Source organism: Cupriavidus gilardii (assembly GCF_008801915.1).
GTDB lineage: Bacteria > Pseudomonadota > Gammaproteobacteria > Burkholderiales > Burkholderiaceae > Cupriavidus > Cupriavidus gilardii.
The window spans coordinates 1-25,723 of record NZ_VZOV01000002.1 but is presented as its reverse complement, the minus strand read 5'-3'; the positions used below and the strand labels follow the sequence as shown (position 1 = coordinate 25,723).

Genomic DNA, 25,723 nt, shown 5'->3' with positions numbered 1-25,723 from the left:
GGAAACAGGAGACAAGAGATGGAAGGCTACATTTTCGACTGGGCCAATCTGCTGCTGCGCTGGGCCCACGTGATCACCGCGATCGCGTGGATCGGCTCGTCGTTCTACTTCGTCTGGCTGGACAACAGCCTGCAAAAGCCGGTCGATCCCGACCTGGTGGACAAGGGCGTCGGCGGCGAGCTGTGGGCCGTGCACGGCGGCGGCTTCTACAACCCGCAGAAATACCTGACCGCACCGAAGAAATTGCCGGAGAACCTGCACTGGTTCTATTGGGAGTCGTATTCGACCTGGATGACGGGTTTCGCGCTGCTGGTGGTGCTGTACCTGTTCAACGCCAGCACGTTCCTGATCGACAAGAACGTCTACGACATGTCGCCGGGCGCGGCGGTCGGGCTGGCCATTGCCTATCTGGCGGTGGGCTGGGTGGTCTACGACTGCATCTGCCGCGTGTTCGGCAAGAACGATCGCGTGGTCGGCATTCTTGTCGCGCTGTACGTGGTGCTGGCGGCCTATGTGGCCTGCCACATGTTCTCGGGCCGTGCGGCGTTCCTGCTGACCGGCGCGATGATCGCGACCATCATGAGCGCCAACGTGCTGGTGTGGATCATTCCGGGGCAGCGCAAGACCGTCGCGGCGATGCGCGAAGGCAAGCCGGTCGATCCGATCCACGGCAAGAACGCCAAGCAGCGCAGCGTGCATAACACCTATTTCACGCTGCCGGTGCTGTTCGCGATGCTGTCGAACCACTACAGCATGACCTACGCGCACAAGTACAACTGGGTCGTGCTGGTGCTGATCATGCTGGCCGGCGTGCTGATCCGCCAGTTCTTCATCCTCAAGCACAAGGGCAAGATCAATGTGCTGTGGCCCGCCGCCGGCGTCGCCGCGCTGGGCGTGGTTGCCGTGATGATCGCCCCGCAGCCGCGCCAGCCGGTTGCCGCGCAGCCGGACGGCGCCGCCGCGACCAAGGTCAGCTTCACCAAAGTGCAGGAGATCATGAACGCGCGCTGCGTGCAGTGCCATGCCGAAGCGCCGAAGATGATGCCGACGGCGGCCAAAGGCATCAAGCTCGAAACGCCGGACGAGATCAAGGCGCACGCCCAGCTGATCTATCAGCAGGCCGTGCAGCAGAAGGCGATGCCGCTGGGCAACGTCACGCAGATCACGGACGACGAGCGCGCGCTGCTGGGCCAGTGGTTCGAGGCCGGCGCCAGCACGACGCAATAACCTACCGATCGGTGATCGACGGTCCGGTGGCCGCGCAGTCGGCGACCGCAGTACCGGGCCGGCGAGGGTTTGAACGGGGCGAAAGCCCCGTTTTTTTGTGGCTTCGTATTGGTTTGTCGCGTTCGCAGGCGGCGTCTCAACGGACGCCGGCTTCGCCTGGCGGCGGCTCCCACGGATTGACGATCGCAATACCGCAATCGACGAAGTCCCTGGGTTTGCGCGTGGCGACGATCGCGCTTGCGCCGTTGCGACCGCACGTGACAGGAGAATCGGCGAGAGCCGGCGACCGGCATTCCGTGGCCGGAGCGCGTGGCCGGGATCAGCCTCCGATATCCATCAGCGCCACCACCCCCAACACGACGAACACCGCCGCGGCGATGCGGTGCACCAGCTTGATCGGCAGCCGGTGCGCGAAGCGTTCGCCCAGCAGCACCGCCGGCACGTTGGCCAGCATCATGCCGATCGTGGTGCCGGCGACCACCGCGAGGATATCGCTGCTGAAGCGGGCGGCGAGGGCGACGGTGGCGATCTGCGTCTTGTCGCCCATCTCCGCGAAGAAGAACACCACGACGGTCGCGCACAGCACGCCGAACGCGCCCTTGACCGCCTTGGGCTTTTCGGTCTCGTCGAGCTTGTCGGGGATCAGCATCCATGCGCCCATCGCGATGAAGCCGAGGCCGAGGATCCAGCGCAGCAGCGCCGGGCCGACCATTTGCGTGATCCAGCCGCCGAGCGCGCCGGCCAGGCCATGGTTGACAAGCGTCGCGATCAGGATGCCGAGGATGATGGGGATGGGCTTGCGGTAGCGCGCAGCGAGAATCAGCGACAGCAGTTGGGTCTTGTCGCCCATTTCCGCGAGGGCGACGATACCGGTCGAGACGAGCAGGGATTCCATTCGTTGTTATCGGAGCAGCGGGCCGGACGCATCGCGAGATGCCAATGACGTGCGTTTTCCCCGGCCCAGCCGAAAAACGACGTCATCGGTCTCGCCAGGCCCTGGAACAGGCATTGCACCGTTCCGGAAGCTGCGCACGCCATAACCGCAAGCGGTCAAGTCTGTTGACGTACGCCCCTGTCGCATGGCTCGGTGCCGAGCGGCAGGGCGGCTACTCCCCAATGGGAAGCGCGATTATAGCCAGTCTGCGAGGCGGTCGTCCATACCGGCACCGATCTCCGCTGCGTCCGACCGCGCTCGCTACGCCGGCACCGGCGACGGCGCGGTGGTGCGGCGGCCGCGGAAATCGGTCCAGCACAGCGCCTGGAAGTCGTACAGCTTGCAGCGGCGCGCGGTATCGAAGTACCAGCGCCACGAGAAGTTCTGCACCACGATGCGGCCGGGCAGCGCGCGCTCCAGCAGCGCCTGCGCGCGCTTGAGCCGGTACAGCGGCACGCTCATGTCGACGTGGTGGGCCGTGTGTTCCATGATGTGGTGCAGCAGCGTGCCGACGCCATGGCGAAAGCGCAGATGGACCGTGGTCGAGACGAAGGGCTGGGCCCGCGCCCACATCGCCTTGCTGTCGTACCAGGCCACGCTTTCATGGGTATGGTGGACATACAGCACGAAGCCGACCGTCGCATTCCAGATCAGGAAGGGCACGCCGAAACCGGCGGCCAGCAGCAGCGCGACCGACTGCTGCGTCGCCATGGCCAGCCAAGCCAGCGCGCCGATCCACAGCGCCGCGAAGCCGGCCGCCAGCAGGCAGTCGGCCAGGAAGATCCGGCGGCGCGTCGCCATCTGCCGACGGCTGGGGAAGAACAGCTTCAGCCACCAGATCTCGATCAGGTAATACAGCCCGGCGCCCAGGCCGTTGCGGTACAGCCGCTCCAGCGCGCGGCGCCACCAGGGCAGCGCCGCGTATTCCTGCATCGAGTACGGGGCCCAGACGAAATCGAAGCCCTTCAGGTTGGTGTAGCCGTGATGGACGACGTTATGGCCGACCTCCCACAGGCTGTACGGCGTCAGCGACGGCAGGAAGGCGATCCGGCCCAGCCATTTGTTCAGGCCGCGGCGCGGCGTCAGGCTCTGGTGGCAGGCATCGTGTCCGAGGATGAACAGGCGCGCGATCAGCACGCCGGCCAGCACGCCGAGCGCCAGCTTGGCGAGCCAGTGCGATGCCATCACGAGCGCGGCGAGGGCCGCAAAAAACAGCGACGCGTCGAGCGCGAACAGCAGCAGCGCGCGCGGCGTGCTGCGGTCGGACAGCGGAATCAGCCAGCTGCGGATGACCTTGCGGGGTGGCAGCGGAGCGTGGGGCGACAGCGGTTCGGGTGGAACGCCGGATGGAACGGCATCGGCGGGTGCAACGGGTGTGGTCATATCGGGATCGGCATTGTCGAATGGCGCGGGCCAGCGTAATGCAGATCGATGGCGAGGACCTTGACCGGGGTCAAGCAAGGCGCAAGCCGCTGGGTCGTCGCGTGCGCGGGGACGACGGGCATGTTCGCGAATCGTCGTCGTCCCCGCAAAGGCGGGGACCCGGTGTCTTCAGACGCACCGCCGTACCGGCTACACCGTGGCCGTTCAGGCCCGCTCGCCCATCACGTACACGCTGTCGATCACCCGATCGTCGCCCAGCATTGCGAACGCGAACAGCTGCTCCTCGAGCGTTTCCGAGCGCGCGCTGCGGCGGGCCAGCAGCGGCGTGGCCTCCGGGTCGAGCACGATGAAGTCGGCCTCGTTGCCCGGCGCGAAGCTGCCAACGCGGTCGCCCCAGCCCAGCGCGTCGGCCGGCGCGCGCGTGGCCAGGTAGAACATCCGCAGCGCGGTCAGATGGTAGCCGCCCATCCGCGCGACCTTGTGCGCCGCGTTCATCGTGCGCAGCATCGAGAACGAGGTGCCGCCGCCGACGTCGGTGGCCAGCGTCAGATTGAGCCGATGCGCGTCCGACTGGTGGAAGTCGTAGAGGCCGCTGCCGAGGAACAGGTTCGAAGTCGGGCAGTGCGCGACCGCGGCGCCGGTATCGGCGAGCCGGCGGCGATCGTCGTCGTCGAGGTGGATCGCATGGCCGTAGAACGCCCCCGGCCGCAGCAGCCCGTATCGATCGTAGACGTCCAGATAGCTGCGCGCCTGCGGGAACAGCTCGGCGACCCATTTGACCTCGTCGCGGTTCTCCGCCACGTGGGTCTGGATCAGCGCTTCGGGGTAGGCGCGCGCCAGCTCGCCGCAGGCCGCCAGCTGGGCCTCGGTCGAGGTCGGCGCGAAGCGCGGCGTGATCGCATAGGACAGGCGTCCCTTGCCATGCCAGCGCGACAGCAGATCGGCAGATTCGCGCGCGCCGGACTCGGCGGTGTCGCGCAGGAAGTCCGGGCAGTGGCGGTCCATCAGCACCTTGCCGGTCGCCAGCCGCAGATTGCGGCGATGGCTCTCGGCGAACAGCGCGTCGGCCGAGGCGGCATGGACGGTGCTCCAGACCAGCGCGCTGGTGGTGCCGTTGCGCAGCAGCTCGTCGGCGAAGAAGGCAGCCACGCCGGCCGCGTACTCGGGCTCGGCGAAGCGGCGCTCCTCGGGGAAGGTATAGGTGTCGAGCCAGTGCAGCAGGCCCGGCGACGGCGACGCGATCATGTCGGTCTGCGGATAGTGCACGTGCGTATCGATAAAGCCCGGCACGATCAGCTTGCCGCGATGGTCGATCACCTCGGTGCCCGGGGCGACCGATGGCGCCAGCTCGGCATAGGGGCCCGCGGCCACGATGCGGCCGTCGTCGACCAGCAGCACACCGTCTTCCCAATACTGATACGCGTCATCATGGAATTGCGGGTCGCGCAGGAAATGCAGCACGCGGCCACGGATGGCGCGAAGGGTACCGGTAGGGGAAGAGGGGCTGGTGGTCTGGTTCATGGTCGTGGGGTTGGGAAAGGCCGGCGCGGGGCGCCGGCCGATGTTGCGCCGGTCAGGGCGGCAACGGCATCAAGCCGTCGCCGCGCTTGCCGGCTTCGTGGGGCTGGCCGCCTGCCAGAAGCGGTCGACCTCGGTCAGGTATTCGGCCTTCAGCGCCGGCGGCAGGAAGCTGGCCTCGAAACTGTTGCGGGCAAGCCGGTGCGCGTCGGCGGCATCGAGCGGCAGCGCGTCGAAGGTGGCCTCCCAGTTGGCGTTCATATAGCCGCCGAAATAGGCCGGGTCGTCCGAGTGGATCGTCACCGCGACGCCGGCGTCGAGCAGCTTCTTCAGCGAGTGGTCGCGCAGGTCGGGATAGACCTTGAGCTTCTGGTTCGACAGCGGGCACACGGTCAGCGCGATGCGTTCGCGCGCCAGCCGCTCGACCAGTGCCGGATCGTCGATCGCGCGCACGCCGTGGTCGATGCGCTCGACGTGCAGGATGTCGAGCGCGTCGCGGACATAGTCGGCCGGCCCTTCCTCGCCGGCATGAGCGACGCGATGCAGGCCCAGCTCTTTCGCACGGGCAAACACCCGCGCGAACTTCTCGGGCGGATTGCCGCGCTCCGACGAGTCGAGACCGACGCCGATGAAGCGGTCGCGATAGGGCAGCGCGGCCTCGAGCGTGGCGAACGCGTCTTCCTCCGACAGATGCCGCAGGAAGCAGAGGATCATGCTGCTGGAGAAGTCGTACTGCGTGCGGGCCTGAGCCAGGGCATCGGCGATGCCGTCGATCACGATCTCGATGTCCACGCCGCGCGCGGTATGCGTCTGCGGATCGAAGAAGATTTCCGCGTGACGCACGTTGTCGGCGACCGCGCGCTCGACGTACGCCATCGTCATGTCGAAGAAATCCTCCTCGGTCAGCAGCACGCTGGCGCCCGCATAGTAGATGTCGAGGAACGATTGCAGATCGGTAAACGCATAGGCGGCGCGCAGCGCCTCGACGCTGGGGTAGGGCAGCTTGACCTGGTTGCGCTGCGCGAGCCGGAAGATCAGCTCGGGTTCGAGCGTCCCTTCGATGTGCACATGCAGTTCGGCCTTGGGAGTGCGGCGGATGCGGTCCGCGAGCGCGGCGTCGAGCGTCATGGGGAATCCTTTTTTCTATGCCGGCATGCTGTCCGTGTTCGAACAGTGTGCCGGCGCGGTTACCGGTGGGCGGGGCTTTCGCTGCCGCCCGGCTGCCCGCCGTCGCGCTGCGTTGCCGGTGCGCCGGCGCGCAGCGCCGCCAGGCGCCGATCGCGCACTTGCAGCAGCTGGGCGACGATGGCAACTGCAATCATAGCCGGAGCCTTGTCGGTGATGCCCGCGACGCCGATCGGGCAGGTCATCCGTACAAAGGCAGCCGGGTCGATGCCATGCTCGACCATCCGGTGTTCGAAGCGGGCGCGCTTGGTCTTCGAGCCGATCAACCCGAAGTAGGCGAAGTCGGTGCGCCGCAGGATCCGTTCGCACAGCGCCTGGTCCAGCGCGTGGCTATGCGTCATGACCAGGAAGTAGCTGCCGGGCGGGGCTTCGTCGACCACCGCCTCGGCCGTGTCGGTGGCTTCGGCCACCACGTTGCCGGGCAGGCCGGCAGGAAACAGCGTGTCGCGCTCGTCGACCCAATGGACCGTGCACGGCAGCGTGCCCAGCACCTTGACCAGTGCGTGGCCGACATGGCCGGCGCCGAACAGCACCACATGCATCTCGTCCGGGGCCAGCAGGTCGGTCCAGCTGCCGTCCTCGTGCAGCGTGACGGCGGGCAGCGTCGGCAGTGGCGTGCGGTCGATCGCATGGCGGACGGGGCCGGCGGCCGGCACCGCGCGCGTGACGGTGCGGCGCGCGGCAAAGGCCGCTTCCACCGCGTCCAGCCACTCGAGATCGGCCGGGCCGAGCCGCTCGAAGGCGAGCTGCACCACGCCGCCGCAGCACTGGCCCAGCGCCGGTCCGAGCGGAATCCGCACGACGCGGCGCGTGGCATCGGGCGCAAGCGACGCGGCCTCGCCTTGCGCTGCCGCGTCCAGCATCTCGCGCGCGATCGCCATGCCGCGCCATTCCAGATGGCCGCCGCCGATCGTGCCGATCAGGTCGTCGCCGGTCACCAGCATGCGGATGCCGGGCTCGCGCGGCGCGGAGCCCTTGACCTCGACGATGGTGACCATCGCGACCGGCACGCCGGCGCGCACCAGCGCGGCGGCGTCGGCAAAGCGGAAGGGCTTGAGCGGGGCGTCCTGCATGATCGCGTCCGAATGTTGGCCTTCGACGGATTGCGCGTGACGGCGTCAGGCCGCAGCGGCCTGACGCACGGCATCGGCCGCGTTCAGGATCGCCTCGCTGGTCGCCGGCGCATCGAGCGGCGGGTTGATGCGATAGCCGCCCAGGCTGGCGATGGCATCGCGGATCGCGAAGAACACCGAGAACGGCAGCAGCAGCGGCGGCTCGCCGACCGCCTTCGAGCGGTGGATGCTGTCCTCGGCGTTGCGGTTCTCGAACAGCCGCACGTTGAACGCTTCCGGACAGTCGTTGACGGTCGGGATCTTGTAGGTCGACGGCGCATGCGTCATCAGCTTGCCGTCCTTGTTCCACCACAGCTCCTCGGTGGTCAGCCAGCCCATGCCCTGGATGAAGCCGCCCTCGACCTGGCCGATGTCGATCGCCGGGTTCAGCGAGCGGCCGACGTCGTGCAGCACGTCCGCGCGCAGCAGCCGGAATTCGCCGGTCAGCGTGTCGACCAGCACTTCGGAGCAGGCCGCGCCGTAGGCGTAGTAGTAGAACGGCCGGCCCTGCAGCTTGCTCTGGTCCCAATGCAGCTTGGGCGTGGCGTAGAAGCCGTCGGACCACAGCTGCACGCGTGCGACGTAGGCCTGGCGCGCCAGCTCGTCGAAGCGCAGGCGCAGCTCGCCCGCGACCACCAGGTCGTCGCCGAAGCGCACCGTGGACGGATCGACGCCGGCCTGGCGCGCCGCGAAGGCGGCCAGCCGCTCGCGGATCTGGCGCGCCGCGTCCTGCGCGGCCTTGCCGTTCAGGTCGGTGCCGGTCGAGGCCGCGGTCGCCGACGTATTGGCGACCTTGCTGGTGTCGGTCGCGGTCACGCGCACGCGTTCGAGCCGGATGCCGAGCTCGTGCGCGACCACCATCGCCACCTTGGTGTTCAGCCCCTGGCCCATCTCGGTGCCGCCGTGATTGACCAGCACCGAACCGTCGTTATAGACGTGCACCAGCGCGCCGGCCTGATTGAAGTGCGCGACGTTGAACGAGATGCCGAACTTGACCGGCGTGATCGCGATGCCCTTCTTCAGCACCGGGCTGGCCGCGTTGAACGCGCGCGTGGCCTCGCGCCGGGCGCGGTAGTCGCTGCTGGCTTCGAGCTGGTCCAGCAGCTCGTGGATGACGTTGTCCTCGACGGTCTGGCCGTACGGCGTCACGTTGCGCTCGGTCTTGCCGTACAGGTTGTCGCGGCGCACGTCCAGCGCGTCGCGGCCGACGGTGCGCGCGATATTGTCGAGGATGTACTCGATCGCGAAGGCGCCCTGCGGACCGCCGAAGCCGCGGAACGCGGTATTGCTCTGCGTATTGGTCTTGCCGCAGTAGCCGTCGATCTGCACGTGCGGCAGCCAGTAGGCATTGTCGAAGTGGCAGATCGCGCGCGTCATCACCGGGCCGGACAGGTCGGCGGAGAAGCCGGCACGCGACACCATCTGGACCGCGACCGCCTCGATGCGGCCTCGCGGATCATGCCCGACCTCGTAGTCGAACACGAAGTCGTGGCGCTTGCCGGTGATCATCATGTCGTCGTCGCGGTCCGGACGCAGCTTGACCGGGCACATCAGCTTCCACGCGGCCAGCGCCGCGCAGCAGGCGAACAGCGCGGACTGCGATTCCTTGCCGCCGAAGCCGCCGCCCATGCGCCGGCATTCGACCAGCACCTGGTGTACCTGCCAGCCGAGCACGTGGGCGACCGCGTGCTGCATCTCGGTCGGATGCTGGGTCGAACACCAGACGTGCATGCCGTCGTTTTCCTTCGGCGCCGCATAGGCGATCTGGCCTTCCAGATAAAACTGCTCCTGGCCGCCAAGGCGGATATGGCCCTTGTCGCGATGCGCGGCCGTGCCCAGCTGCTGGCGCGGCTGGCCGCGCTCCAGATGCATCGGCGGCAGCACGTAGCTGCGCGCCTCGTGCGCGGCCTGCGGCGACAGGATCGGCGGCAGGTCCTCGTAGTCGATCGCGGCCAGGCGTGCGGCGCGGCGCGCGGCATCGTGCGAGGACGCCACCACGATGAAGATCGGCTGGCCGACGAACTGCACGGTGTCGCTGGCCAGGATCGGATCGTCGTGGACGATCGGGCCGCAGTCGTTGACGCCGGGGATGTCCTGCGCGGTCAGCACCGCGACGACGCCGGGCGCGGCGCGCACCTTGTCCAGCGCGATCGAACGGATGCGGGCGTGGGCGCGGGCGCTGATGCCGAGCGCGGCGTGCAGCGTGCCGGCGAGTTCGGGAATGTCGTCGGTATAGGTGGCCGTGCCGGCCACATGCAGATGCGCGGACTCGTGCGGGCGCGACACGCCGATCTGCGGCGGCGCCTCCGCCGCGATATGGGCGGCGAGGTCGCCGCCGCTGAAGTCCGCCGCGACCGGCGCACCGCCGTTGGCGACACCGGTGTCGAGCAGGAAGGCTTCGGTTTGCTTGTTCATGCCGATCGCTCCTTTTCTTAAGCGGTGATCGCGGTGGCCGGCACGCTGCCCGCGCCGGGCGCCCGTACGTTGACGGCGGCGGCCGGCAGCGCATCGTCGCGCGTTTCCAGCCAGAAGCGGTACAGCAGATTCGCGGCGCCGCGGGCGCGATATTCGGCGGTGGCGCGCATATCGGTCAGCGGCGTGTAGTCCTGCGACAGCGCGGCCATCGCGGCCTTGACGGTGGCTTCGTCCCAGCGCTGGCCGAGCAGCGCGACCTCGGCGTGGGCCGCGCGCTTGGGCGTGGCCGCCATGCCGCCGAAGGCGATGCGGGCCTGGCGCACCACGCCGTCGGCGATGGTGATGCCGAAGGCGGCGCAGACCGCCGAGATGTCCTCGTCAAACCGTTTGGACAGCTTGTAGGTACGGAAGTGCTGGGGCCCGGACACCGGCACCCGCAGCGCCGCGACGAATTCGCCCTCGGCCATCGCGGTCTTCTGGTAGGCCAGGTACAGGTCCTCGAGCGGCAGCGTGCGGCGCGTGTCGCGATGCTGCAGCACGACCTCGGCCCCGAGCGCGATCAGCGCCGGCATCGAGTCGCCGATCGGCGAGCCGTTGGCGATATTGCCGCCCAGCGTGCCGGCATTGCGGATCGGCAGCGAGGCGAAGCGCTTCCACAGCTCTTCGAGTTCGGGATGGGCCTGGTTCAGCGCGGCGTAGGCGCGCTCCAGCGAGACGGCTGCGCCGATCTCGATGACGCCGTCGTGCTCGACGACATGCTGCAGGTCCTCGACCTGTCCCACATAAAGCAGATTGCCAAGCTCGCGGAACTGCTTGGTGACCCACAGCCCCACGTCGGTGCTGCCGGCCAGGATGCGTGCCGACGGTTCCGCCGCCTTCAGCGCGGCGAAGGCCGACGCGGTGCGCGGCGCATGGAAGAGAGCGCCCGACGGATCGCGATAGTGGAAGGTGTCCTCGCGCATCAGCGTGCGCAGCGCGCTGGCGATCGCCTTCGGCTCGAGCCGGCTGGCATGCGGCGCCGGCAGCGACATCATGCGCTGGCCGGCCTCGATGATCGGCCGGTAGCCGGTGCAGCGGCACAGATTGCCGGTCAGCGCGTCGCAGATGGTCTGGCGGTCCGGCGCGGGGCCGCCCGGCTGGTGCTGCTGGTACAGCGCCCACAGCGACATCACGAAGCCCGGCGTGCAGAAGCCGCATTGCGAGCCGTGGCATTCGACCATCGCTTCCTGCACCGGATGCAGCGAGCCGTCGGCCTGGCGCAGGTCCTCGACCGTGATCAGCGCCTTGCCGTCCAGCGTGGGCAGGAACTGGATGCAGGAGTTGACGGCCTTGAAGCTCAGTTCGCCATCCTGCTGCAGTTCGCCGATGACCACGGTGCAGGCACCGCAGTCGCCTTCGGCACAGCCTTCCTTGGTGCCGGTGCAACGCGCGTCCTCGCGCAGGTATTGCAGCACGGTGCGGGTGATCGGGGCGTCGGTGACCTGCTGAACCTGGCCGCGATGATAGAAGCGGATGGGTTGTGTCTCCATGGTCGTTTTATCTCCTTGCGATGGGGACAAACATAGCACTCGCGCCGAGTAGCAATATTCGGCCCAGGTGATATGCCCCATCATGACGCCCCGGTCACCCGCGGCACCGCCGGCGCGCCCCCCAAATGTGCCGTGGCGCACGAAAACCGGTGGCATTCCGCGGGTTTGCGCCGAATTGACCGCTGCCAGGGGGACTGGCATACACTATGCGCCGATCCTTATCCCCACGCCACCGGCCCGCAGGCTTATCAGGCCGGACGAATTCACCATGCACGGACGCGACCATCTGGACACCTATCTGCTTCGGGTTTTGCACACCCTGCTGACCGAGCAGAGCGTCACGCGCACCGCGGTGCGGATGGGGCAGTCGCAGCCGGCCATCAGCAATACGCTGAAGCGGCTGCGCGAGATCACCGGCGACGCGATCCTGGTGCGCGGCAAGAGCGGCATGGTGCCGACCGAGCGCGGCCGCGAGCTGCTCGAGCTCGCCGAACAAAGCCTGGCCGCGATGGACCGCATCGCGCGGCCCCCGCAGCAGTTCGATCCGGCCACGACCGACCGGACCTTCCATCTGGGGGCGCCCGATTATCTGGACGCCTTCTTCCTGCCCAATATCGTCGAGCGGGTGCGTCGGCTGGCGCCGGGCGCGAAGCTGTTCGTCCATCCGCTGACCAGCGCCACGGATTTCCTGGAGGAGCTCGAGCAGGGCAAGCTGGATATCGTGGTCGGTAACTGGCTGTCGCCCCCCGAGCATCTGCATATCTCGCCGCTGTTCGAGGACGAGGTGGTCTGCATGCTTGGCGCCCAGCATCCGCTGGCGAAGAAGGGGCTGTCGCTGAAGCACTATCTGGAGATGCCGCATCTGGCGCCGGCGCCGTATGCGTCGATGCAGCGCAGCATGATCGACCAGGCGCTGGCGGAGCAGGGCTACAAGCGGCGGATCCAGGTCACGCTGCCGTATTTCGGGCTGGTGCCCTATGTGCTGATGAAGACCGACATGGTGTTCACCACCGGCCGTCAGTTCGCCGCGCACTATGCGCAGTACCTGCCGATCCGGATGGTGCCGGCGCCGGTGGCGTTCCCGCGGATGCGCTTCTACCAGCTATGGCACGAGCGCTGCCACGCCGCGCCGGACGTGCTGTGGCTGCGCCGGATGATCGCCGAGGTGGCAGCCGATCTGCCGCTGCTGCCGCGGCTGGAGATCCCGGCCGAGCCCTGACACGGCAAGGCACGGCCGCGGCTGCTGCTGTTGTTGCTGCGGTTGTTGCTGCCGTTGCTTCCGGCCGCGGATCAGGAGCCCGCCTTTTCCTTGTAGCTGGGGAAGAACAGCTGTTCGCCGTCGACCTTGTAGCTGGCGATGGCGTCCTGCCCCGCCTTCGACGTGATCCACTCGATCAGCTTGCGCGCATCGGAGTAGTTGACGCCGGCATGCCGGGCCGGATTGACCGCGATGATGCCGTAGGGGTTGAACATCTTCGGATCGCCTTGCACCGCGATGGCCAGTCCAGTCTTCGCGCGATACGCGCCATAGGTGGCACGGTCGGACAGCGTATAGCCGGGCATTTGCGCTGCCATCGTCAGCACCTCGCCCATGCCGAGCCCGGCGTTGACGTACCAGGCCTGGCCCTTGGGCTCGATGCCGGCCTCCTTCCAGTACGACTTCTCCATCACGTCGGTGCCCGAGTTGTCGCCACGCGAGATGAACTTGACGCCGCTGGCGGCGATCTTGCGGAAGCTGGCGATCACGTCCTTGCTGCCCGCAATCTTCGCCGGATCCGCCGACGGACCGACCACGATGAAATCGTTGTACATCACGTCGCGCCGGTCGATGCCGTGGCCCGCCGCCACGAAGGCATCCTCCATCTTGCGCGCATGCACCAGCAGCACGTCGACGTCGCCCATTTCGCCCATCTTCATCGCCTTGCCGGATCCGACCGCGATCACCTTGACGGTGACGCCGCTGTCGCGCTCGAAGCGGGGCAGCAGGGTCTTGAGCAGGCCGGAGTTTTCGGTACTGGTGGTGGTCGCCAGCTTCAGTTCGCCGGCGAAGACGCTGCCGGTCCCGAGCAGCGAGGCGGCGGATAGCAGGGCGGCGGCGAGCAGGCGCGGCAGCGCGCGGGAGGGGCGACCCAGGAGGGGAGACGGCATGTGGAATTCCTCTAGTTATGTTTGTCAGAACATAATTGCGTGCGCCCATCGGCTTCGGTGACAATGCGCAACATCCGAAGCTTCCGCTAATCTGCGCAAGCTTGTACGGGCGCCATGATTGTCTCGGCACTCCAAGAACAAAGTAAATAAGAACAGCGGAACATATGACATTCCAATTCGAACTGTTTCCGGTGGTATCGGCGGACGACAATCCGCGTGCCAACGGCAAGGTGTTCCTGCTGCTGCAGGCGGTGCGCGAGACCGGCTCGCTGCATCGCGCCGCCGCCAAGGTCGGGCTGTCGTACCGGCATGCCTGGGGCGTGATGCGTGACTGGGAGGCGTTGCTCGGGCGCAGCATGCTGGATATGGAACGCGGTCGCGGCGCCTCGCTGACCCGGTTCGGCGAGCGCCTGCTGCGGGCCGAGGGCAAGCTGCGCGAGGCGGTCGATCCGGCGGTGCGCAAGGCGCTGGCCGAGTTCGCCGCGGAACTGGACGACGCCGCCCGGCCACAGACCCGCATCCATTTCTCCGGCAGTCACGATCCCGCGATGGAGGTGCTGGCCGCGGCCCTGAACGAGCAGCCGGAGGGGCTGCAGCTCGACACCGTGTTCTGCGGCAGCGTCGAGGGCCTGATCTGCCTGCACGAGCGGCAGGCCGAGCTGGCGGGCTTCTATGTCGCGCCGATCCAGACCGCCGGATCGGTCGCGCACGTGACGCTGCGCAAATGGCTGCGCCCGTCCGCGGTGCGGCTGATCCCGGTGGCCTCGCGCGAGCAGGGGCTGATCGTCGCGCCGTCGCGGGCGCGCGAAATCCGCGAGCTGCGCGATCTGGTCCGCACGCAGGCGCGCTTCGTCAACCGGCAGCGCAGCTCGGGCACGCGGCTGCTGTTCGACCAGCTGCTGGCGGCGCATGGACTGTATGCCGACCAGGTGGTCGGCTATGACGAGCCCGAGTTCAGCAACGAGAAGGTTGCCGAGGCGGTGCATGCCGGCCGCGCCGAAGTCGGCTTCGGCCTGCGCGTCAATGCCGAGGCGCACGGCCTGGCCTTCGTGCCGCTGACGCGCGAGGTCTACTATCTGGCGCTGCGCAAGGCCGACCAGTTCGCGCCGTGGGTCCATGCATTGCTGGCGCTGCTGGCCGACCCGGCGATCGCCGCCCGCATTACCGCGCTGCCCGGCTATACGCTGGTCGAGCAGCGCGGGCTGCTGGCCCCGGAGCAGGTGCTGCCCTGGTACGGGGTCGACGGGCGCGAGTAGGGCGAGACCAGGGCGAGATCAGGGCAAGACCGGGGCAAGACCGGGGCAAGACCGCGGACCTTCGGGCAGCCCGGGACGACACCCGTATTACACTGCGCCCATGGCCGGCGCCGCCGGCCGCGACTCTGCGAGGGCGTCCCGATGCTGGAAACCGCCGCGCTGGCCGCCGGCATGTCCTGGGCCAGCGGCTTTCGTCTCTACCTGGCCGTGCTGGCCGCCGGCCTGCTGGCCCGCATGGGCTGGCTCGATCTGCCGGCCGGGCTGCAGCCGCTGGCGTCGAACTGGGTCATCGGCGTGGCCGCCGTGCTGGCGCTGGCGGAATTCGTCGCCGACAAGGTCCCGGGCTTCGATTCGGTCTGGGACGGCATCCATACCTTCGTGCGCATTCCCGCCGGCGCGATCCTGGCGGCGGCCGCGTTCGGCAATCTCGATCCGCAGTGGATGGTGGTCGCCGGCCTGATCGGCGGCACGCTGGCCGGTACCGCGCATGCCGCCAAGGCCGGCACCCGAGCGCTGATCAATGTGTCGCCGGAACCCTTTTCGAATTGGGCGGCCTCATTCACCGAGGATGTGACCGCCACCGGCAGCCTGTTGCTGGCGTTCTTCCTGCCGGTGCTGTTCTTCGTACTGCTGGCGATCAGCCTGCTGCTGGCGCTGTGGCTGCTGCCCAAGCTGTGGCGCGGCGTGCGCAAGCTGCATGGCACGCTGACCCGCAAGGGCGGGCCGCCCGCCACGTACTGACCGGGATCGGCAGCGTCCGCTGCCCCAACACGAGCACCCCTGACCACGACATCATGCCGACCGATTCCGCCGCGGATCCCACCGCCCCTGCGCTGGTGCGCCCCGTCGCCGTTCCCCATGCCGGAGCGCGTTTCTCGCCGTGGGCCCAGGCGTGGCGGATGGCACGGCGCGACTGGCGCGCCGGCGAGCTGACGCTGCTGCTGTTCGCGCTGGTGCTGGCGGTCGCGGCGCTGGCCAGCGTCGGCTTCCTGTCCGACCGGATGCGGCAGGGGCTGGAGCGCGATGCCCGCCAACTGATCGGCGCCGACGTGCTGCTGGTGGCGGACCAGCCGTTCGATGCAGCCTTCGCGGCGCAGGCGGCGGCGCAGGGCCTGTCCGTCGCGCAGACGGTCACCTTTCCGAGCATGGCGACCGTCGCCCGCCCGGCAGACAGGCCGAACGGCGGCGAGACTGCCGAGCGTGCGGACAACCCGAACGCCGGCCAGGCCGGTGCCGCGCCCGCCGAGGACGACGCGCCGGCCAGCCAGCTCGCCGCCCTGAAGGCGGTCAGCGCCGGCTATCCGCTGCGCGGCACGCTGAAGACCGCCACCGCGCCCGGCGCGCCGGGGCAGCCGGCCGGCGGCATCCCGGCAGCCGGCACGGTATGGGTCGACGAGGCGCTGCTCGGCGCGCTCGGCGTGCAGATCGGCGACACGCTGCGGCTGGGCAGCCGCAGTTTCCGGATCGAGCGGATCATCACGCAGGAGCTGGACCGCGGCGGCGGCTTCATGAACTTCGCGCCGCGCGTGATGCTGCCGCTGTCCGACCTGGAAGCGACCGGCCTGATCGGCTGGGGCAGCCGCGTCAGCTACCGGCTGCTGGTCGCCGGGCCGGAGGCGGCGGGCGCCGCCTATCGGCAGTGGGCACAGGCCGAGATCGAGCGGCGGGGGCTGCGCAATACGCGCGTCGAGTCGCTGGACTCGGGCCAGCCGCAGATGCGCGCCACACTGGACCGGGCCGAGCGCTTCCTGTCGCTGGTCGCGGTGCTGTCGTCGATGATCGCCGCGGTGGCGATCGCGATGTCGGCGCGACGCTATATGCAGCGCCATACCGACGCCTGCGCGATCTACAAGTGCCTGGGGCTGTCGCGCCGAGAGATCCTGCTGGCGTTCGGACTCGAATTCCTGCTGGTCGGCGTGCTCGGCGCCGCGCTGGGCGTCGTGCTCGGCTATCTCGGCCACTACGGGTTGCTGCTGTCGCTCGGTGACCTGCTGACCGTGTCGCTACCACAGCCGTCCGCGCTGCCGGCTGTTGTCGGCCTGCTGTCCGGGCTGGTGCTGCTGGTCGGCTTTGCGTTGCCGCCGCTGCTGGCGCTTACGCGGGTCGCGCCGCTGCGGGTGCTGCGCCGCGACGTCGGCATGCCGCCGATTTCGGTCTGGATCGCCTATGCGCTGGGGTTGGGCGCCTTCGTCTCGCTGCTGCTGGTGGCGGCGCGCGACCTGAAGCTGGGGCTGCTGACCGCGGGCGGCTTCGCCGGCGCCGGCGTGGTGTTCGCGCTGCTGGCGCTGGGCCTGCTGACGCTGCTGGCGCGGCTGGTGCGCGGCCGGCTGGTCGGCGGCAAGGCGGCCGGCCGGGCGGTGGGATGGCGCTTTGCGCTGGCGGTGCTGGAGCGCCGCCGCGCGGTCACGGTGCTGCAGACGGTGGCGCTGGCGGTCGGGCTGATGGCGTTGCTGCTGCTGGGCATGACGCGCAACGACCTGATCGATTCGTGGCGCAACGCCACTCCGGCCGACGCGCCGAACCGCTTCATCATCAATATCCAGCCGGACCAGCGCGAGCCGCTGCGGCAGATGCTGGCGCGCGACGGCATCGACGATCTGCTCTATCCGATGGTGCGCGGCCGGCTGACGCATATCGGCGGCGAGCCGGTGCAGGCCTCGCGCTACGAGGAGGGCCGCGCGCGCAATCTGGTCGAGCGCGAATTCAACCTGTCCTATACCGATGCGCTGCCCGAGGGCAACCGCGTGGTAGCCGGCCGCTGGTTCGACGGCAAGCGGCCCGAGGCGTCGATGGAGGAGGGCATCGCCAGGACGCTGGGCGTGAAGCTCGGCGATACGCTGCGCTTCGACGTGGCGGGCCAGCAGATCGAGGCGCCGGTGACCTCGCTGCGCAAGCTGGACTGGAGCTCGATGCGCGTCAATTTCTTCGTGATCCTGCCGCCGTCGATGATGCAGGGACTGCCGGAGACCTATATCACCGCGTTCCATCTGAAGCCCGAGCAGGCATCGCTGGGCAATGCGCTGAGCGCGCGCTTTCCGAACATCACGATCGTCAATACCGAGCTGATCCTGCGGCAGGTGCAGGGCGTGCTGGACCAGGTCATCGCCGCGGTGCAGTTCCTGTTCGCCTTCACGCTGGCGGCGGGCGTGACCGTGCTCTATGCCGCGCTGGCCGGCGCGCGCGACGAGCGCCGCCGCGACGCGGGACTGCTGAAGGCGCTGGGCGCATCGGCGGCGACCATCAAGCAGACCCAGTACGCCGAATTCCTGGTGGTCGGCGGCCTGGCGGGGCTGCTGGCCAGCATCGGCGCGATCGCGGTCGGCTGGGCGCTGTCGCGCTTCGTGTTCGACTTCTCCTATGCGCTCAATCCGTGGATCGTGCCGGTCGGCGTGGTTTCTGGCATGCTGTGCGCTTTTGCCGGCGGCTGGCTGGGCCTGCGCGACGTGCTGCGCCAGCCGGCGCTCGCGACGCTGCGCGAGGCCTGAGCCGGCAAGCCGATTCCATTGATTCAAACCGCCATGTCCGACGTATCCCGGCAGAATGCCGACACCGCTGCCGAGCAGCAGGCCAATGACAAGGTCACCGACAGCGCCACCGATGGCGCTACCGACGCCACCGAACAGGCGGCGCAGCCCACCGCCTACGAGCTGATCGGCGGCGAAGCGCGCGTGCGCGAGCTGGTCGACCGCTTCTACGACCTGATGGACCTGGAGCCGGAGTTCGCCGGGCTGCGCGCGCTGCATCCGCCGTCGCTGGACGGCTCGCGCGACAAGCTGTTCTGGTTCCTGTGCGGCTGGCTGGGCGGGCCCAACCATTTCATCGAACGCTTCGGCCATCCGCGGCTGCGCGCGCGCCATCTGCCGTTCGAGATCGGCATCAGCGAGCGTGACCAGTGGATGCGCTGCATGGCGATGGCGATGCAGGACGTCGGCCTGTCCGAGGACCTGCAGATGCGGCTGCTGCAGGCGCTGTTCCAGACGGCCGACTGGATGCGCAACGTGGCGCGATGATGCGTCGCCAGCGCGGCCACTGACGCGCTGCCGGCAACGGCTCCCTCTCCCGCATGTGGCAGGGGGAAGCCGCCAGGGAGCGCCGCTACGGCAGCAGCAAGGAGAAACGATGGACCAAACCAATCACAACAATCTGGCCGCGCGCATCCTGGCGTTCTGGTTCGGCACGCCGGACTCGCCGGACTGGGATCGCGAACGGGCGATGTGGTTCACGCGCAGCGAAGCGTTCGATGCCCGCGTGCGCGCCGAATTCCTGCCGGCGTGGCAGGCCGCGCATGCGGGCACCGATGGATGGTCGGCCTTCGTCGAGAACACCGCCGAGCTGGCGCCGGAAACGGTCTGCGCGCGCATCGTGCTGCTCGACCAGTTCCCGCGCAACATGTTCCGCGGCGATCCGCGCAGCTTTGCCACCGATGCGCAGGCGCTGGCGCTGGCCCGGCGGATGGTCGAGCGCGGCGACGACCGCTGCCTGCCGACGCCGTATCACCGGATGTTCTGCTATATGCCGTTCGAGCATGCCGAGGCGCTGGACGCCCAGCACGCGGCGGTCGAACTGATGACCGCGCTGCGCGAGGATACGGCGGGGCGCGTCGACGTCGTCGAATGGGCCGAACGCCACCGCGTGGTGATCGAACGCTTCGGCCGCTTCCCGCATCGCAATGCGGTACTGGGCCGGCCCAGCACCGACGAGGAAGTCGCCTTCCTGCGCCAGCCGGGCTCGTCCTTCTGAATCCGATCAGGTCTTGTCGCGGGCCTGCTGCCACTTGTCGACGCGCAGCTGCGGCACGTTGGCCAGCGACGAGAGGATGCCGTCCGGGGTATCGGCCACGCGCAGCAGGCCGGCGTGTTCGGGCTTCAGGAAGCCTTCGCCGACCGCATGGCGCAGGAAGCCGAGCATGCCGTCATAGAAGCCGGCGACATTGAGCACGCCGACCGGCTTGGCGTGATAGCCCAGCTGCAGCCAGGTGAACGTCTCGAACAGTTCCTCGTAGGTGCCGATGCCGCCGGGCATCGCGACGAAGGCGTCGGCACGGTCGGCCATCATCTGCTTGCGCTCGTGCATGTTGCGCACGACGTGCAGCTCGGTCAGGCCGGCGTGGCCGATCTCCTTGTGCATCAGCGCCTCGGGAATGATGCCGATCGCGGTGCCGCCATGCTCGAGCACCGCATCGGCGACCATGCCCATCAGGCCGACCTTGCCGCCGCCGTAGACCAGCGCCAGGCCCTTGTCGGCCAGCGCGCGGCCCATCGCCCGCGCCGCCTCCGCGTATTCCGGACGATTGCCGGGGCTCGAACCGCAATAGACGCAAACCGATTTCACTGCTTTCCTTCCTGTCTGGGTTTGGGGAGGGAGGGCGACGGCGCGCTCGCCTGGCCCGATTGTTCCGTCTGCGCCTTGGCCGCGGCGAACTCGCGTGCCAGCTGATCGAAGGCCTGGCGCGCGTTGCCGCGCAGATAGGGCGCGAGGATCGAGAAGATGTGGTAGCTGGCGCTGTGCAGATAGCCGCGGATCTGCTCGGGGTCGTTGTACTGGCGCGGATGCTGCACGAACTGGAACGACAGCCAGTAGGTCGCGACCACGACGATATTGGTGCAGATCGCATCGACCTGGTCCGGCGTGGCTTCCATCTCGCCGTCGTCGAGGAACTGCCGGCAGATCTCCTGCGCGAAGCGCTTCTTCTGCTCGACGATCCGCTTGAAGTTGGTCTCCAGCATCCGGTTGCGGGCCAGCAGATCGTTGATGTCCCGGTACAGGAAGCGGTAGTTCCACAGGAACTCGGACATGTACTGCAGGTAGCCCCAGCTTTCGCCGAGCGTGGGCTTGTGGTCGTCGGGCAGCTTCAGCCGGCGCTCCATCTCCTGCTCGAAGCGCGCGAAGATCGACGTGATGATGTCGTCCTTGTTGCGGAAGTGGTAGTACAGGTTGCCGGGGCTGATTTCCATCGCCTCGGCGATGGTGGTGGTGGTCACGTTGGGCTCGCCGACCTCGTTGAACAGGCGCAGCGAGACATCGAGGATGCGGTCCCGCGTGCGGCGGGGACCGGTCTGGGGTTTGGATTCCATGAGGCCGGACAAGCTAGGCAGCCGCGGGCCGCAAACAGACGGACCGGCGCACTGCGAATGGACGGACTGCGATTATATGCAATGGCATCGCATGCGCCCCTGCGGCGCGCCGGCGCCGCGGTCCCCGCTCAACCGGTCAGCGCGCGCAGCCAGCCCACCACATGCGGGGCGGCGATCGCCAGCCAGGTGCCGCCGCACAGCACCAGCGCCAGCATCACCGCCGCGCTGCCGAAGTCCTTGGCCCGCTTGGACAGGCCGTGCCGCTCCAGCGAGATGCGGTCGACGGCCGCCTCGACGCTGGAATTGAGCAGCTCGACGATCAGCACCAGCAGCAGCGTGCCGAGCAGCAGGATCCGTTCGACCAAGGTCACCGGCAGCAGGAAGGCGAGCGGCGTCAGCACCGCGACCAGCGTCAGCTCCTGCCGGAACGCGCTTTCCTCGAGCACCGCATAGCGCAGGCCGGACAGCGAATTGACCGCGGCTCGCCAGGCGCGGGCGATGCCGCGGTTGCCCTTGTGGGGGTTGTCTTCAATCGTGTAGTCGCCGTTCTCGCGGGGCAAGGTCGGCTTCGGCACGGAGTTGTCGGAGGGAAGAGGGGGTTTCGCCATGATCTTGTCGGGGGCGCGCGGCCTGGCCGTTCGGCATGCCGTGCAGCGGTCGCAGATGCGCGAGGAACTGTTCGGACGCGGCGCGCCACGAGAAGCGTTCGGCGTGCGCGCGTGCGGTGGCGCGGTCGATGCGCAGCGCTTCGAGGCAGGCCTCGCGCAAATCCTCGTGCATCACGCCGGCGTCGCTGTCGCCCAGTACATCGATCGGGCCGGTGACCGGATAGGCCGCGACCGGCAGACCGCTGGCCAGCGCTTCGAGCAACACCAGCCCAAACGTATCGGTGCGGCTCGGGAACACGAAGACATCGGCCGAAGCATACACCTTGGCGAGTTCGGGCTGGCTCAGCACACCCAGGTAGTTCGCGTTCGGATAGCGGGCCCGCAGCGCGGGCAGTGCCGGGCCGTCGCCGACCACCCATTTGGATCCGGGCAGATCGAGCGACAGGAAGGCCTCGACATTCTTTTCGACGGCGACGCGGCCGACGTAGAGGAAGATCGGGTGGGCGGTGTTCAGCACGTTGACCGACTGCGGCACGAACACGTCGAGATCGACGCCGCGCGTCCACAGCACTGCATGCTCGATGCCGAAGCGGTGCAGGTCCTGCAGCACCACCGGGGTCGGCGCCATCACCGCCTGGGCCGGACCGTGGAACCAGCGCAGGAAGCGATAGGTCCAGGCCAGCGGAATGCCGAAGCGCGCCTGCACGTATTCCGGAAAGCGGGTGTGGTAGGCCGTCGTGAACGGCAGCTTCTGGCGCACCGCATGGCGGCGTGCGGCCAGGCCGAGCGGGCCTTCGGTGGCGATATGCAGCGCGTCCGGCGCGAACTCGCGGATGCGCCGGCGCACCGCCGCGCCGGGCAGCAGCGACAGGCGGATCTCCGGGTAGGTCGGGCAGGGCACCGTGCGGAATTCGAGCGGCGTCAGCAGCTCCACGGTATGGCCCATCGCCTGCAGCTCGCGGCGGGTCGACTTCAGCGTGCGGACCACGCCGTTGACCTGCGGTTCCCAGGCATCGGTCACGATCAGGATTTTCATGGTGTGTCCTTGCGGCAGCGGCCGCGGTATCGGTTGCCGAGCAGCGATCGGTCGGAATGCGGCGCGGCGTTACGCCGTCGCGGCGCTCTTGCGCGTGCGGCGCGCGACGGCCGGCGCGGGGTCGCGCAGCGTGGTCCAGTAGACGATCTTCAGCTCGCCCTCGACGGTCTCGACCAGCGCCGACAGGCTCTCGACCCAGTCGCCATCGTTGCAGTAGAGCTGGCCGTCGACCTCGCGGATCTCGGCCTTGTGGATATGGCCGCAGACCACGCCATCGCAGCCGCGCCGGCGCGCTTCCTCGACCATCGCGTGTTCGAACGAGCTGATGTAGTTGACCGCGTTCTTGACCTGGTGCTTCAGGTACTGCGACAGCGACCAGTACGGAAAGCCCAGCCGCGCGCGGATGCGGTTGAAATGCCGGTTCAGCGCGAGGATCAGCGTGTACAGCGTGTCGCCCAGATAGGCGAGCCAGCGCGCGTGCTGCACCACGCCGTCGAACAGGTCGCCGTGGACGACCCACAGGCGCCGGCCGGTGGCGGTCACGTGCACCGCTTCCTCGCGCACCACCACGTCGCCGAAGGCCAGGCCATCGAACTGGCGCGCGACCTCGTCATGGTTGCCCGGCACGTAGATGACCTCGGTGCCCTTGCGCGCCTTGCGCAGCAGCTTCTGCACGACGTCGTTGTGGCTCTGCGGCCAGTACCAGCCGCGCCGCAGCTGCCAGCCGTCGATGATGTCGCCGACCAGGTACAGCGTGTCGGACTCGTTGTGCTTGAGGAAATCGAGCAGGTAGTCGGCCTGGCAGCCCGGTGTCCCCAGATGGATGTCGGACAGCCAGATCGCGCGGTAGCGCTCGACTTCGGGCGGTTCGGGAGACGGGGCAGCGGCGGGGACCGGGTCGCCCCGGTCATGCTGGCCGGGGCGGTCGGTGTCGGCGGGGAAGGCGGTGGTCGGCGCACGGTCCAGGCCGGGCGGCATGAAGGCGGCTGGCATGCCGGGAATGGCGGCCAGCGGCAGCATCGGGTCGGAGCGTCCGCGCAGTCGCTGCGCGGCGCGGGCCAGATGTGCCCGGGCGGAACGGAGTGGACTGACCATGGCGGCCCCGGTGACGGCGATGACTGCATTGAGCCAGCCATCGATGACGGCGCCATGACGGAAACATGAATGACATGTGACCGACCGTAAAGACGTTGGGCGCCCGCTCGCGCGGCGATGCCGCGGGCCAGCAATCGATCAGCCGGGGATCAGGAAGCGGCCGCGGCCGGGGCGTGCGCGAGACGGTCCAGCGCTGCCAGCACCGCGTCGACGGCGCGTGCGTCGCGCAGCAGCGAGACATGGCCGATGCCGGCCAGCGCCACGTTGTGGGCGCCGTCGAGCCAGCTGGTTTCGGCCGGGCCGGCGATCGAATCGTGCCAGCTGAAGATCGACACCATCGCGGCGCGATCGCGCGGGCTTTCGCTGCGCGCCAGCGCCTGCAGCCAGTCGTTGCCGCAACGCATCTGGCGCGCATTGGCGCCGCTGCCGATGCTGGCCAGCGTGCAGCCATGGTGCGGCGTGCCCAGCGTGACGATGCCCGCGCAGGCAGCGGGCCGGCCCTCGCGGCGGGCGCGGGCCAGCGCCGCGCGCGCGGCCAGTCCGCCCATGCTGTGGCACAGCAGCAGCGGGGCGCGGCCGGTGGAGCGGTTCAGTGCTTCGATTGCGGTGAGCAGCGCGTCGCCGTAGTCGTCGATATCGGCCAGCATCGGCTCGAGGTCGATCGCTTCGCAGCGGTAGCCGGCCGCCGCCAGCGCCGGCTGCAGGTCGAGCCAGACCGCGCGGTTGCAGCCGTAGCCGTGCACCAGCAGCACCGGTGGGCGCGATGCGGCGGCGTCCGGCCGGGCCGGCATCAGCGGCTGCCGATGGCGGAATGGTTGCAGCCAGTTGAACATGCGGAACACCGCAAGGCATTCGCGCAGATAGCAGAGCAGCGCCTGCCGCGGACCGAGCCGCGCGGCGGTGCGATGCGCCTGCAGTGCGGGCGGCAGCGTCGGCATGCCGGCGCTGAATGCGCCGGTACCCGATGTGCCGGTACCCGATGCGCCGGTGCCGCCCACCGAGATCGCGAAGGCCATCGCGACCGACAGCCCGAACAGCAGCAGCACGGTGGCGATGCCCCCGGCCAGCGCCGCGCCCCAGTGCCAGCCGGCCTGCCGGACCAGCGCCAGCGCCACACCGTACACCCCGCCGAGCTGCATCGCCACGGCGATGCGCCGCACCGCGGTGGCGGTCAGCTTCATGGCCGGCGCGGCGGCCGCAGGTCGACCAGCCGCGTGCCCGCCAGCCGGTCGTGCAGGAACTGGCGGCGCCGATCGAGGAAGGTCAGCAATATCCAGATCGCCAGCCCGCAAGCCAGCACGCCGACGAAGGGTCCCTTGACGAGGCCCAGCGCATGGCCGGCCGCCGCCGACGGCGGCAGCCACAGCCAGGCCAGCAGATAGCGCAGCGCCGCGCGCGGCCAGCGTGGCGGCTTGCCGTCGGCGCCTTCGACGCGGATGCGCCAGGTCTGCATCGGCAGGGTCTGGCCGGTGCGCTGCCAGAACCAGCAGAAATAGAGGCCCATCACCAGGAAGCTCCACAACTGCATCGTCAGCGGCGTATCGACGCGCAGTTCCCGCAGCAGCGGCCGGGCCAGCAGATAGAGCGCGGTGGAGGCGCTCAGCACGCCGAACAGCAGCACGCCTTCGTACAGCATGCAGGCGACGCGGCGGCGGATCGCAGGCGCCTGCGTGGGGACCTGCTCGGGTACCTGCGCGGAGGCGGTCGGCGCGGGGCGCGGTGCGGCGGCGTCAGTGGCGGTCTTGGCGGACATGGACTGGCATGGACGAGTCGGGGCGAGGCGCGGAAAGGCCGCGCGCTGGCGTGATGGGCAGCGGCATTATGCCAAAGGCGTCGCCATGGGCTGCATCGCGGCGGCGTGGCGGTTGGTACGGGAGAGCGGGGAGAGGGCAGCGCGGCTTCGGGCGGCCGCAGGCGTCGACGGGGTCGATCCGTTGCCGCGAATCAGTTTCCGCAGATCAGTTGCCGCGGGAGAAGGTGTCGGTATTGGCGGCCGGCGCGGTCTCGGCGACCGGTGTCGAGGCTGCGGCCGTCGCGCTGGCGGCGTCGAGCGGGATGCCGGCACCGGGGCTCGCCACAACGGCGCCGCTGGCCGCGGTGGCGCCTGGCACCAGCGCGGCGGAGGCCGACAGTACGGCCGCGGCGCTCGCCGCGGCGGCGGGCACGGAGGCGGCGCCCGTCGCGTGCGGCATCGGCCGTACCG

Annotated in this window: 22 protein-coding genes, 1 pseudogene and 1 riboswitch; of the genes and pseudogenes, 7 read left to right on the top strand and 16 right to left on the bottom strand. The window is 69.0% G+C overall.

All coding sequences use genetic code 11. The annotated features are described in order from the left end of the window. Positions 1–18: 18 nt before the first annotated feature. The gene (locus F7Q96_RS02885; protein ID WP_053821405.1) at positions 19–1,227 is read left to right on the top strand and encodes a urate hydroxylase PuuD; all 1,209 of its coding nucleotides are present in this window, start codon (positions 19–21) and stop codon (positions 1,225–1,227) included. 319 nt (positions 1,228–1,546) lie between these two features. On the opposite strand, the gene F7Q96_RS02880 is transcribed toward F7Q96_RS02885, so the two are convergent. From F7Q96_RS02880 to xdhA, 7 genes are all read right to left on the bottom strand, one after another. Beyond that, complete coding sequence (locus tag F7Q96_RS02880; protein WP_053821406.1) at positions 1,547–2,122, bottom strand: TMEM165/GDT1 family protein; 576 nt, start codon at positions 2,120–2,122, stop codon at positions 1,547–1,549. A gap of 56 nt (positions 2,123–2,178) precedes the next feature. Further along, positions 2,179–2,354: riboswitch (yybP-ykoY riboswitch) on the bottom strand. A gap of 68 nt (positions 2,355–2,422) precedes the next feature. Beyond that, positions 2,423–3,544 (bottom strand): fatty acid desaturase, encoded by a 1,122-nt coding sequence (locus F7Q96_RS02875; RefSeq protein WP_053821407.1) that lies wholly within the window; start codon positions 3,542–3,544, stop codon positions 2,423–2,425. Between the two features lie 204 nt (positions 3,545–3,748). After that, positions 3,749–5,065, bottom strand: coding sequence for a guanine deaminase (gene guaD, locus F7Q96_RS02870; protein ID WP_053821408.1), 1,317 nt, complete (start codon positions 5,063–5,065; stop codon positions 3,749–3,751). 69 nt (positions 5,066–5,134) lie between these two features. Further along, positions 5,135–6,190 (bottom strand): adenosine deaminase, encoded by a 1,056-nt coding sequence (locus tag F7Q96_RS02865; protein ID WP_053821409.1) that lies wholly within the window; start codon positions 6,188–6,190, stop codon positions 5,135–5,137. 59 nt (positions 6,191–6,249) lie between these two features. After that, positions 6,250–7,320, bottom strand: a complete 1,071-nt coding sequence (gene xdhC / locus F7Q96_RS02860; protein WP_053821410.1) for a xanthine dehydrogenase accessory protein XdhC — start codon at positions 7,318–7,320, stop codon at positions 6,250–6,252. Between the two features lie 45 nt (positions 7,321–7,365). After that, positions 7,366–9,774, bottom strand: a complete 2,409-nt coding sequence (gene xdhB, locus F7Q96_RS02855) for a xanthine dehydrogenase molybdopterin binding subunit (RefSeq protein ID WP_053821411.1) — start codon at positions 9,772–9,774, stop codon at positions 7,366–7,368. 17 nt (positions 9,775–9,791) lie between these two features. Continuing rightward, positions 9,792–11,303 (bottom strand): xanthine dehydrogenase small subunit, encoded by a 1,512-nt coding sequence (xdhA, locus tag F7Q96_RS02850; protein ID WP_151022048.1) that lies wholly within the window; start codon positions 11,301–11,303, stop codon positions 9,792–9,794. A 268-nt stretch (positions 11,304–11,571) separates the two neighbouring features. Here xdhA and F7Q96_RS02845 point away from each other — a divergent pair, with 268 nt between their 5' ends. After that, positions 11,572–12,522 carry a LysR substrate-binding domain-containing protein gene (locus tag F7Q96_RS02845; protein ID WP_053821412.1) on the top strand — a complete coding sequence of 317 codons (951 nt, stop codon included), beginning with the start codon at positions 11,572–11,574 and terminating at the stop codon, positions 12,520–12,522. A gap of 71 nt (positions 12,523–12,593) precedes the next feature. Here the strand turns inward: F7Q96_RS02845 and F7Q96_RS02840 are convergent, their stop codons facing one another. Next, positions 12,594–13,451 carry an ABC transporter substrate-binding protein gene (locus tag F7Q96_RS02840; protein WP_053821413.1) on the bottom strand — a complete coding sequence of 286 codons (858 nt, stop codon included), beginning with the start codon at positions 13,449–13,451 and terminating at the stop codon, positions 12,594–12,596. Between the two features lie 164 nt (positions 13,452–13,615). Here F7Q96_RS02840 and F7Q96_RS02835 point away from each other — a divergent pair, with 164 nt between their 5' ends. From F7Q96_RS02835 to F7Q96_RS02815, 5 genes are all read left to right on the top strand, one after another. Continuing rightward, positions 13,616–14,707, top strand: coding sequence for a substrate-binding domain-containing protein (locus tag F7Q96_RS02835; RefSeq protein ID WP_053821414.1), 1,092 nt, complete (start codon positions 13,616–13,618; stop codon positions 14,705–14,707). A 141-nt stretch (positions 14,708–14,848) separates the two neighbouring features. Continuing rightward, a complete protein-coding gene (locus tag F7Q96_RS02830; RefSeq protein WP_053821415.1) occupies positions 14,849–15,448 on the top strand; it encodes a DUF4126 domain-containing protein in 600 nt (199 codons plus the stop codon). Between the two features lie 53 nt (positions 15,449–15,501). Continuing rightward, positions 15,502–18,192: an ABC transporter permease gene (locus F7Q96_RS02825; protein ID WP_151022046.1), complete on the top strand. Its 2,691-nt coding sequence runs from the start codon at positions 15,502–15,504 to the stop codon at positions 18,190–18,192. Positions 18,193–18,225: 33 nt separating this feature from the next. Continuing rightward, the gene (locus F7Q96_RS02820; protein WP_226994843.1) at positions 18,226–18,717 is read left to right on the top strand and encodes a group II truncated hemoglobin; all 492 of its coding nucleotides are present in this window, start codon (positions 18,226–18,228) and stop codon (positions 18,715–18,717) included. Between the two features lie 109 nt (positions 18,718–18,826). Next, the gene (locus F7Q96_RS02815; RefSeq protein ID WP_053821417.1) at positions 18,827–19,447 is read left to right on the top strand and encodes a DUF924 family protein; all 621 of its coding nucleotides are present in this window, start codon (positions 18,827–18,829) and stop codon (positions 19,445–19,447) included. Positions 19,448–19,453: 6 nt separating this feature from the next. Here the strand turns inward: F7Q96_RS02815 and F7Q96_RS02810 are convergent, their stop codons facing one another. The 8 genes and pseudogenes from F7Q96_RS02810 to F7Q96_RS26770 form a co-directional block, all read right to left on the bottom strand. Continuing rightward, positions 19,454–20,038, bottom strand: coding sequence for an LOG family protein (locus F7Q96_RS02810; RefSeq protein ID WP_151022044.1), 585 nt, complete (start codon positions 20,036–20,038; stop codon positions 19,454–19,456). Further along, positions 20,035–20,781, bottom strand: coding sequence for a TetR/AcrR family transcriptional regulator (locus F7Q96_RS02805; protein ID WP_053821418.1), 747 nt, complete (start codon positions 20,779–20,781; stop codon positions 20,035–20,037). The genes F7Q96_RS02810 and F7Q96_RS02805 overlap by 4 nt, the downstream gene beginning before the upstream one ends. Before the next feature lie 128 nt (positions 20,782–20,909). Then, the gene (locus tag F7Q96_RS02800) at positions 20,910–21,389 is read right to left on the bottom strand and encodes a diacylglycerol kinase (protein WP_151022043.1); all 480 of its coding nucleotides are present in this window, start codon (positions 21,387–21,389) and stop codon (positions 20,910–20,912) included. After that, on the bottom strand, positions 21,310–22,425 hold the full coding sequence (locus tag F7Q96_RS02795; protein WP_151022041.1) for a glycosyltransferase family 4 protein: 1,116 nt from the start codon (positions 22,423–22,425) through the stop codon (positions 21,310–21,312). The genes F7Q96_RS02800 and F7Q96_RS02795 overlap by 80 nt, the downstream gene beginning before the upstream one ends. 69 nt (positions 22,426–22,494) lie before the next feature. Then, entirely contained in the window at positions 22,495–23,520 is a 1,026-nt protein-coding gene (locus F7Q96_RS02790; RefSeq protein WP_151022039.1) for a UDP-2,3-diacylglucosamine diphosphatase, read from the bottom strand. A 149-nt stretch (positions 23,521–23,669) separates the two neighbouring features. Beyond that, positions 23,670–24,701, bottom strand: a complete 1,032-nt coding sequence (locus tag F7Q96_RS02785) for an esterase/lipase family protein (protein ID WP_053821421.1) — start codon at positions 24,699–24,701, stop codon at positions 23,670–23,672. Next, the gene (locus F7Q96_RS02780; protein ID WP_212762988.1) at positions 24,698–25,273 is read right to left on the bottom strand and encodes an RDD family protein; all 576 of its coding nucleotides are present in this window, start codon (positions 25,271–25,273) and stop codon (positions 24,698–24,700) included. Before F7Q96_RS02780 ends, F7Q96_RS02785 begins: the two co-directional genes overlap by 4 nt. 205 nt (positions 25,274–25,478) lie before the next feature. Then, a pseudogene (locus tag F7Q96_RS26770) lies at positions 25,479–25,723 on the bottom strand (hypothetical protein); the annotation flags it as partial.